Source organism: Paenibacillus agaridevorans (genome assembly GCF_003112455.1).
GTDB classification, from domain to species: domain Bacteria; phylum Bacillota; class Bacilli; order Paenibacillales; family Paenibacillaceae; genus Pristimantibacillus; species Pristimantibacillus agaridevorans.
Genome location: NZ_BDQX01000171.1, coordinates 155,781 through 166,559 on the forward strand (window position 1 = coordinate 155,781; position 10,779 = coordinate 166,559).

Annotated in this window: 3 protein-coding genes; all 3 read right to left on the bottom strand. The window is 52.6% G+C overall.

Annotated features, from left to right (window positions below; all coding sequences use genetic code 11):
- Positions 1 to 8 precede the first annotated feature (8 nt).
- Positions 9 to 2,288 carry a beta-L-arabinofuranosidase domain-containing protein gene (locus PAT3040_RS15725; RefSeq protein ID WP_108993497.1) on the bottom strand — a complete coding sequence of 760 codons (2,280 nt, stop codon included), beginning with the start codon at positions 2,286 to 2,288 and terminating at the stop codon, positions 9 to 11.
- 272 nt (positions 2,289 to 2,560) lie between these two features.
- A complete protein-coding gene (locus PAT3040_RS15730; protein WP_108993498.1) occupies positions 2,561 to 6,715 on the bottom strand; it encodes a LamG-like jellyroll fold domain-containing protein in 4,155 nt (1,384 codons plus the stop codon).
- Between the two features lie 159 nt (positions 6,716 to 6,874).
- Positions 6,875 to 10,779: LamG-like jellyroll fold domain-containing protein (locus PAT3040_RS37090; protein ID WP_181376644.1), on the bottom strand; the 3,905-nt coding region annotated here is incomplete at its 5' end.

Genomic DNA, 10,779 nt, shown 5'->3' on the forward strand with positions numbered 1-10,779 from the left:
TAACTCCTTCACATCGTATGTTTAATCGTACGAAGAACGCCATAGATGCCATTCTCCTGTTGGCGCGGCACAAGCTTGATAGTCAGTGCTTCCTTGCCTGCAGTTAATGCATCGGGAAGGATGAATATTCGCTCATAGAACTTCCGCTTCCATTCTTCTTGCGGGAAAATCTCGGTTGCCAGCAGCTCTCCGTCAATAAAGATGTCCAAGCTGCCCTTGACGTGCATGTGGTTAAAGGTCATGGCTAACGCAGTTCCAAGCTGAACTGCCATTTGATAGCTGAACCATCCGCCGGCTTCAACCCTTCTTCCGTTCAATCCTTCCCAAGTGCCGCTGTATGTTTTTTCTCCCTGTACCTGATGCTCCAATTCGTATTGGTCATTTCCTATTTGAATAGCATCAATGGTTGCTTCTCTTATGCGCCTATCCCGTTCAGCTTTCTCCTCATGCTCCTTAAGCTCTTCCGACCCCTCTTCCAGGAGGCTCCAGTAGATGCCGTATCTTTCGCGATGCTGCTTGTAGTGCGGCGTAAAGACAAGCCGTCCATCTTCATCCGTATGTTTAAGAGTAAACGCCAAATCCTCGCCCCGACGAGTCACATGCTCATGGAAACGGCTTAGCCACTCCTCGACACTCATTCCTTGCGGAACGAGATAATCTTTGATGATCATTCGCCTGGTCGCAACGCTGACGTTTATACCCGTATTCGATTCGACCATATCTTCGGTGCCAAGTGCCGCGCTCAAAACAACCGGGCCATATTGGAGTCCAATGACATGAGGCGAATCAGGCAAGCGGGCATAGGCAACATTCATCGGAATTCGCAGCCCAATCGTATCGCCGTCCTGCCAAATTCGGTTGAGAATCGCATACCCCCGCTCCATGTCGGGTGTAACCCGGTTTCCGTTAACCGTCGCTTCAATTGCATCAACCGCCCAATAAGGAACGCGAATGTGAATGGCAAGCTGCTTTGGTTCGATCGATTCTAATGAAAATTGTACCTTGTCCGTTTGAGGAAACGTGGTGGACTGCGTAATCGTCAAATTTTGCTCCTGCCAATGCAGCTTCGTGCTTACAAATTGATTAACATAAAGCTTGTTGTCGGCATGGAAATAGATACTGTCATTCAGCTTGGTGAAGCTTTCCATTCCCGTACCCGTGCAGCACCAGAAATGTTCGAACGGAGAACTGTAGATTTTGAAATACCCGGTTGCCATCGGTTGAAAATACATCGTCATGCCCGTATCCGGATTTTGGGAAGACAAGATGGCATTCATATAAGTTCTCTCGTAAAAATCGGCGTATTTGATATCTTGAGTTAGCTTGAACAGCTCTTTGGTCAACTTCAGCATATTATAGCTGTTGCATGTTTCGCAGGTAACATCGGAACGCTTGCTGTCCAACACGTCAGGTTCGCCAAAATGCTCGCATTCACTGTTTCCGCCCGTGATATAGCTGTGGTGGTAAACGACGGTATCCCAGAAGTTAGCGGCTGCTTCAAAGTAGCTGCGTTCGCTCTCCCCTAGTGTCAGATACCGATTCAGGGCTCCGATAAACTTAGGAATCATCGTGTTGGCATGTTTGCCCTTCAGTACATCTCTTCTCTCCCGGAGCGCTTCGAACAAACTGATTTCATCAAACCGGTGGGCGGCCTCAAGATGGCGGCTATTTCCTGTCAGCTTGTAAAGGCTGTACAGGCAATCGTTCATTCCGCCATATTCCACAGCCAGCACGTTGGCTTGAACCTCGTCTGTCCATGCACAGGCGCGGTTCGCTACCCAATCGCCCAGGCGGTTCACGATATGAAAGGCTTGTTGCAGCTTCGCAGCGTCATAGACGGCAATCAAACCCGCTATAATTTTATGCATGGTATACCACGGCACCCAGGCAGGTTTACGATTCTCTACATGGTCAAACAACGATTCGGGAAAAGCCGATAGATAACCGTTGTCATGTTGGCATTCTGCCAATTCAGCAACAAGGTATTCGATTGTTGCGAGCATATCCTTATCCTTTGTTTGCGAATAAGCTTGGGAGACAGCAGTCAAATAGTGGCCTAACGTATGGCCTCGAATCTCGGTGTTCTCCCACCCCGGGTATTTAACCGCTTTCGGTTGTAAGCCCTTTGTTTCTCGAAAGCCGGCAAGAAGTCGGTCGGCTTCGAAGCTGGTCAAATAACTCCATTCTTTCTTGCATGCATGAATTAGATCTTCATCTCTTAATTGCACTTGATCAAGCTCGAAATGCTTTAAAGGGGGATGGCTAGTATATGTTTTCAAAGAGATCATCCTCTCACTCTATAAATTGCAAAAAAGGCATAAAGGATCCAATGCTCCATAAGTAGAGACTTCTTTCCATTCCTGTTTCTTTTGACTTTAATATCATGCTTATGAGTGTTCAAGTTCGCAAAACTTGAAAATTTAGATTTGATGCATTTCGAACTTGTCTAGACAACACGAATAGAGGTGCTGAGCACCCCTATTCGCTATAGGATTAAGAAGTCCATGCGGGAGAAGGTAAGACGGGCTTACCTGCAAGCTACCCTTCTCTTTCCCGCCTGCTACAATCCTGCAAGGGCAGCAATCTCGCCGGCAGAAAGGGCTTGGTTATACACCCGGAAGTCATCCACCCGCCCATCGAGGTACGGGTCAGTCGAATACTGGGAGCGTCCGATCCAGTTTTGGGCGGTGGCTCCCAGATCGGACGGCTTAAGAGTCATCGCGGTATTTTGCCCGACTTGAACGCCGTCCACGTAGAGAGTACCTGTTGAGCCATTTAAGGCGACGGCCACATGATGCCAGCCTCCCGTGGGCAGCGCCGACTGTCCGTCAATGATTTGTTCGCTCGTACCGTTCTTCTTGATCGCGAAGCGGATTTTACCGTTTGCTCCATTCTTCGGCGTGAGAAACATATTGGTCGCGGTGCCGGACCCGAAATCGAATATGCGCGACCAGTTGCTAACGCTATCCAGATTCACCCAGGCCGCTATAGTGATTGCGTCTGCGCCGGAGACAACAGCGGAAGGAAGAGCCATATAACCGTTTGTTCCGTTTAGCTCCGCTGCATTGCCAGCTTTGCCTGTCGTCCAGGCTGCGCCGCCATACATCGTTCCATGTTTGAAATTTCCTGAAGCGTCTGCCGCTGTATTCCCGCTGGATTGATCGAATTTATACCAGGCGATCATGCCGGGTGCGGCAAGCGCAGCGATCTCATCGGCGGGAAGCGCTTGGTCATAAATACGGAAGTCATCCACCCGTCCGTCGAGATAGGGATCCGGATACTGGGAGCGGCCGATCCAATTCTGAGTGGTAGCGCCCAGGTCGGACGGTTTAAGGGTCATCGACGTATGGGTTCCCACTTGGGAGCCGTCCACATAGAGAATGCCGGTCGAACCGTTTAACGTGACGGCCACATGATGCCAGCTTCCCGTCGGCAGCGCTGATTGCCCGTCAATGATTTGTTCGCTTGAACCATTGTTCTTGATCGCGAATCGAATTTTGCCATTGGCTCCGTTTCTCGGCGTGAGGAACATGCTGATCGAAGTTCCGGAACCGAAATCGAATATGCGCGCCCAGTTGCTCGCCGTGTCCAGATTCACCCATGCGGCAATGGTAAGCGTGTCGGTGCCGGAGACAATACCGCCAGGAAGAGCAATATAGCCGTTCGTTCCCGCCAGATCCGCAGCGCCTCCGATTGTTCCCGTCGCCCAGGCTGTACCGCCATTCATTGTTCCATGCTTGCCGCTTCCGGATGCATCTGCGGCTAAAGCTCCGGTTGTTTCGTCAAGCTTATACCATGATAGAAGGCCCGCGACCGGCATGCCGTCGGTTGTTGCGGAGGCAATGGCCGACATGTCCGATTCTCCGATTGCATTCACTGCCGTTACCTTGTAATGATAGGCAGTTATCGGTTTCAATCCCAGGCTGGCATACGTTGTTCCAGTAATCACTTGACTATTCACCTTGGTATAGACGGCATTCTCCGCCAAAGAATCGGAGATGTACACGTTGTAACCCGTTGCTCCCGTTACGGCCGGCCAGCTTATGTTAATCGATCTATGGTCTGCGGTCGCAGCCGTCACATCTGTCGGTGCTGCCGTTACGGTGCCCAAAGTTTGTCCGTTCATCACGCTCGTCACTTCGGATGAACTTATCGCGCGGTTATAGATTCTGAAATCATCCACCCGTCCGTCGAGATACGGATCGGCGTATTGGGAGCGTCCGATCCAATTCTGCGTCGTAGCGCCCAGATCGGACGGTTTGATGGTCATGGACGCATGGCTTCCCGCTTGAACGCCGTCAACATAGAGCGTGCCGGTCGAGCCGTTTAACGTGACGGCCACATGATGCCAGCCTCCCGTAGGCAGAGCCGACTGACCTTCAATGATTTGTTCGCTCGAATTATTGTTTTTGATCGCAAATCGGATTTTGCTATTGGCCCCGTTTTTCGGCGAAAGATACATGTAAGTGGAAGTTCCCGAACCAAAATCGAAAATGCGCGACCAGTTGCTCGCCGTATCCAAATTGACCCAAGCCGCGACGGTGATCGTGTCGGCATCCGAGACTATACCGCCGGGAAGCGCGATATAGCCGTTGGTTCCCGCAAGATCCGCGGCGTTGCCGAATTTGCCTGCCGTCCAGGACGTACCGCCATTCATCGTCCCATGATTGCCATATCCAGATGAGTCTGCGGCTGAAGCTCCGCTCGTTGCGTCCAATTTGTACCAGGCTTTTAACGCGGCGTCGGCGATGACTTGTACGGTTGCCTGATAAGCTTGACCGTTAAAGGTCGCGGTAATCGTAGCCGTACCCACGCTTATTCCTGTCACCAAGCCTGCCGAATTGACGGTTGCCACAGCCGGATTGGATGAAGCAAAGCTCGCTTGGCTGTTAAGAACCTGAATGCTTCGGTCCGGGTGAATGACCCTTAATACGGATTGATGCTTATGATTGACATGTAGAGAATAACGGCTTACATCGAAATCCGGAATGCCTTCTCCCCCCGTTGTCGCCGATACATCGGCAAACGTTGATCCTCCGGATACGCGGACCTTATAATAGTAAGTCGTATTGGGGGTCAAGCTTGTACCGCTATAAGACGTTGATGTAACTGGCGCACTGTTCATCTGGGTATATGTTCCGTTTTCTTCCGTCGATCTATAGATGTTGTAACCGAGCGCGTCCGGTACGGCCGTCCATCTTAAGTTGATCGTATTCGAACCCGTTCTCGTTGCCGTCAATCCCGTAATATGACCCAGAATGATTCGATTGCTCAACCCATCAGTCTTGGCTGCATCGGGTGTATACAGCAACGAAGCCAGCGGATAATCCTTTCCCGCCACCTCCGGCATTCTGGTTTCATAGGCATAGGCCAGGTATTTGAATTTTTCCTGGGTCATATCCTGTCCTTCGATATATTTATAATAGTTGTATAGAACGCTGTTGAACCCATCGATTCTGCCTCTTTGGTCCGGATTGATCTTGTCAAAAATTTGACCGGCATAGCTTTGGTTGGCCACCGCCGGTGTCCATGGCACATCATATCCCAGATGATACTTCAGCGCATACGAAGTCCCTTCCAACAGTCGGTCATTGAGGAAATTGAATGGATTCACCGCATTAGCGGCCGTAGACATCGTTCCGTCTACCGGGTCAACCTTTGTCCCCTGGGCGTAGATGGTCTGGGCCAATGTTGACAGTCCGGCGATATTGGCGTAAGCATGTCCCACATCGCGGCCCATCTCCATTAACTGCACATGATAATCCGACGGGTCGAGCGGTTCTCCCGTCATTTCATTCGCCGTCATCCAGCGCATTTCATGTTTGATCGAGCCGTTTCTTCCTCCATCATCGCCTGCGGCGTTAACCATTGCCGCTTCTACGGCCTCCGCATACAGCGCCAGGTCATTGGTAAAGATCGCCCGCGCCATTGTCCCCATGACCGTAAACTGATGCTGGTTCATGAAGAAAGAATGAGGGTTATAGGTGACCGAGCAAAGCTCCATCATGTTTGTAAAATTCTGAGTATCGGTTGCCGTCCATTTCAGACTGGCCGTCTGGGTATCGGAATAGCGCATAATCTCGGCAGCCGCCGCGAGCAAATATGTCATCGTCGCAAATCGAAAGCTCGTATGAGGAGCAACGGACTGGATGCCGGAATAAGACCTAATGATAGACATTGCGCTGGAACGGTACGTCTCGTCGCCGGTAATATACCACATAACCGCTTGCTTGAAAGCGACCAAAGCATCCGTATTCGCGCGCGTCCCCACATAATCGCTTGGGTCCGCCCAATATTTTCCGTTCGCATCGGTAAAGGCCCACGGTCCGCGGATATTAACGAACAGATCATTCCCGGCTTCATATAGGATCCTTGGATTCGGTCTGGATTGCGGGTCGGCGGCAAACGCCTCGAACGCCGTATTCCAAGGCTCGTCCCCTGCTCTAACATGGTCGCGCATATTGTCCAGATCGGCGAGCGACATGGCAATGCCCGGGTGATGGATCGTCGCCGACACTGTGTTCCCGTTTGCATCCGCGTAGGAAGCATTCACATCGGCACTTACCGCCTGCGGCTTGTAAGAAGTAATCAATGGAGAAACAGCCGCATTCGCCGTTTCCTTCCCTCCAAGGCTTGTAATGGTCATCGCTAGCGTAAAACAAAGAAGATAGACAAAAACACGTTGGTAGCGCTTTCTTATTGGTTTAATACTCATTCTTATCCCTCCCTCTTATTCTAGTTTTTCGTTACTGCTGCTGCAGCCAGTCAGTGTTTATCCCCACTCTTTCTCTATTCATTTCCAAGAAGTGAAGCCCCCAATTCACAACGAAGATTCGATTGGGGGCTTCATGATTAAGGAAGGTTAATTCATTGATTAAGCTTCTGGCTCCTTGACGGTAATCGTAATCGTCTCGCTGGACGTCTCTCCCGCCGCATTCACCAATACGGCGCGGTATTCGTATATGCCCGGAGCTCTGCCGGAGATGCCCGTTGTCGCCTTCTGGGCGCCCGGGGTCGCTACGGTCAGCGTCTGCGAGTCGATCAATTCCCCATTCTCGTACAGACGATATTCGGATCCGTTCGTTCCCCACCACATATTCAACGTAACCTTGTAATTCCCGTCACCGTCCCAGTTGTCATGGGACACTGCCGGTTTGCCCGGCGCGGCATCGGTGACGGTGACGACAAGCGGGTCGCATGCAGTCGTGCCGAAGGCATTTGTCAGCTCGCAGGTGTACGTATACGTTCCGTTCGCCTTGCCCGAAATATCGGCTCTCACGGTTTGCGCACTCGGCGAGTTGTCCGTCAGCATCCGCGTATCCACGGGCACGCCGTTCTCGTACAGCTTGAACTCGGTACCATTGTTCCCCCACCACAGGTTCATGGTGACGGTATAGCTGCCGTCCTTCAGTCCATCGTGACCGTTGTTGTCGGAGAGGACCGGTTTCCCCGGCACCCCTCCCGCGAGCGGCGTCTCGTCGTGCAGCCACTGCGCCCAGCGGACCAGCGCGGCCGCCTGCTCTTGCGTCAGCTTCTGCCCGCTCTGAGCATTCGCTTCATGAATAAATGCCAGAAGCTGGTTCCGGGCTTCTTGACCTTTGCCTTCGGCAGCCTTCGCTTGCGCGCTCGCCAGCTTCTGCTGAAGGGATGTCGCAATGCCTTCCCATCCCGGAGCTCCGGTTTCTGCCGCGAAGGTACCGGTCAGCGCGGACAGACTGTCGAACGTCGCGACCACGCTATACGTATGCTCGGCCGATCCGCGGTGACCAGCGGCATCCACCGCATCCGCCGTTACGGTATGAACGCCCGGCTCAAGCGTATACGCTTTGATCTCTACAAGCGGCGCTTCGCACGACGTAGACGTGACGCCGGATACGGCGTCGACCGCGCTGCACGAGATGCTGATCGTCTGATCAATGGTATACGACGCTTCGCCGGCAATCGTGACTTGAGGCGCAGTCAGATCGATCTTCGCATCCACCGTATTCGGAGGAACCTCATCGGTTCCCGTTGCCGGACGATACAGTATTTGGTTTATGCCTTCCTGGCTCAGCGTAACAGGCGCATCATAGACGAACCAGTTGGCGCCGCCGTCCATACTGTACTGCACATTCCCGTGAGCCGACAATGTCACCGTTACCGGCGCCGTGTACCACCCGTTCAGGCCGTTCGGTTCAGAAGGGTCGAGCGACGCCATAATCTTGATCACGAGCGAATTCAGCGCTTGCAGCAGGCTTGCCGCCGCCGCATCGATCTCCTCTTGGGTTGCATCGGCATTATCGAAAACCTGATTCGCTTCCGAAGCTGCCGTCTGAAGAGCCGCTACGCTTTCTTCCGTATAATGTTCGGCTTGAATGGCAGCCGCTTCATCCAGAAGAACCGATAGCAAGCTGTTATCGATCCATTGCGCCGTATTGTTGTAAACGGCCTGGATTTCCTCCGCCCTTAAGGCGGAATTGTAAATGCGGAACTCGTCGACCATGCCGTTGAACAACGGATCGTTGAACTGGCTCTTGCCGATGTAATTCGCGCCCGGCTTGAGATCGCTCGGCTTGATTGTGACATTGGTGTTCGTAGCCTTTAGTTCGCCGTTCACGTACAGCTTCGCCGTATTGTCCCCAAGCGTAACCGCCACATGCACCCACTCATTCATCGGCATCACAGTCGTCTGCACGATCTGCTCGCCGCCGCCGTTCTTGATCGCAAATCGAAGCGTATTATTGCCCGATTTCGGCGTAAGGAACATAAACTGATTCGTATTGTTGCCGAAGTCGAATATTCTTTGCCAGTTGCCGCCGCCTCTCCAGTTGACCCAGGTTGCTACAGTAATGGAATCGTAACCGGAAAGGGCATGTTCAGACGGCAATGTCATGTAGCTGTCCGTACCGTTCATATTGACCGCCTGATCCATCTTGCCCTCAGAGTAACCAGCGTTTCCATGGACCGTTCCGTCATGCTTGCCGAATGAATTCTCTATGTTGCCCTCGAATGAATACAGTGACAACGGCAATTCATCAAGCGAAGCTTCCGCTTGCTCAAGCTCGGCGGCCAGTTGGGCCTTATCGGCTTCCGGCTTCGCCATTTCCGCTTCGATCCGCGCCGCTTCCTTCAGGTACAGATAGTGGCTGCCCTGCGTATAGCCTTTAGACGGAATTATATTCAGCTTTACCTCGAAATCTACGGTTTGGCTGGCCTCGAAGCTTCCGTTGCCAACCTTGAAAGTTACGGGGTGGCTGCCATAATCGGCCTGTCCCGGCGTCCAGGAGAGCACGCCGGCCGCTGCGTCGAAGGATGCGCCCGCTGGCAGATTCCCAGCCTGGTAAGTCAGTTCCGCCCCCGAAGGATCGGATGCCGGCAGCTGATAGGTGAGCGGTTCCTTCGCCGTTACTTCCATAACAGGCTCAGCCGTGATTACAGGCAATCCTTTCACCGTAATCTTAATGGTTCTGGAGGTGGACAATGCTCCGGATTTGACGGTAAAGGTTACCGGATGCACGCCTCCCTGTTCTTTGGCCGGTGTCCAGTCGAATGTGCGCGTTTCCGCGTTAAAGGAAGCTCCTGCAGGCAGATTGACTGCATCGAATTGGACGCCGTCCATGCCGTTCATCTCTTCAATTGTAAAAGTCAGCTGCTGCTCCGCTATGACGAATCTGTCGCCGATCGGAGCGAGCACAGGCAGCCCTTCGATCGATTCAAGCCCTTCGAATGCCGCAAGCAGGCTCGCCGCGGCCGCATCGATCTCCTCCTGAGCCGCATCGGCATTGCCTGCCACCGACGCTGCGTCCGCATGCGCCGTTTGGAAAGCCTCATAGCTTTCTGCTGTGTAATATTCGGCTACGATCTCAGCCGCATCCTCCAGCAATTGCTCGAGCAACGTCTTGTCCATGCCGATTTCTTGGAACTCGATTTCTTCGAAGTTCACGAAGCCGTTATGATCGTCATAGATGCGGATATACCGATATGGCGTCTTATCCGGATTAAGAGCAGAATACCATTGGTACGTCGTCGTAATCGGAATCTTGTACAGATCGGTCCAATTCACGCCGTCATTCGAGCCCTTGAAGACGGTTCCGTTAATACGGTTTACATGCGTTCTTCTCGGCAGGTAGCGGAACGTATCCACTACTTTTTCGTTCCCTGCGCCAAAGTCCACGTCAACCCAGCTCACGGCTGACCTGGTGTGGGCAATCGTGTCGGGATTTCCGTCAAATAAATACCATGCGTTCTGTTCCTCGGAGATGTTATTATTCTGCCAGAACTTCTCGGAAGCTCTGGCCATCGATGGATCCATCTGAATTGTCGTCAGCAATGTCCGAACCGAAACGAGCAGCTCTTCAGCCTGCTCCAGCTCGGCCAATAGCTGATCGATATCAGCGTCGGGTTTCTCTATATCAGCCTGGATCCGCTCCACTTCCTTCAGATACGGATAGTAGCTTGCTCTCGTGTAATTTTCCGCAGGCAGAACATTTAGACCTACTTTAAAGTTAATCGTTTGGCTGACGGCGAACCATCCGTTGCTTACCGTAAAAGTTACCGGATGGCTGCCATAATCAGATTGGTTCGGCGTCCAGCTGAATGCGCCTTCCGCCGTGTCCAACATTGCGCCTAGCGGCAGCTCGCCTGCACGGTATACAAGCGGCTCGCCCGCCGGATCGGAAGCCGGCAGTTCCAACCGGAACGGCTGCTCAGCCGGCAGCTCAACCGTTGTTGCCGGCTCGAATACCGGCTGCCCTTTCACGGTAATTCGGATCGTCTTCGACGAGGATAAATCGCCGGCCG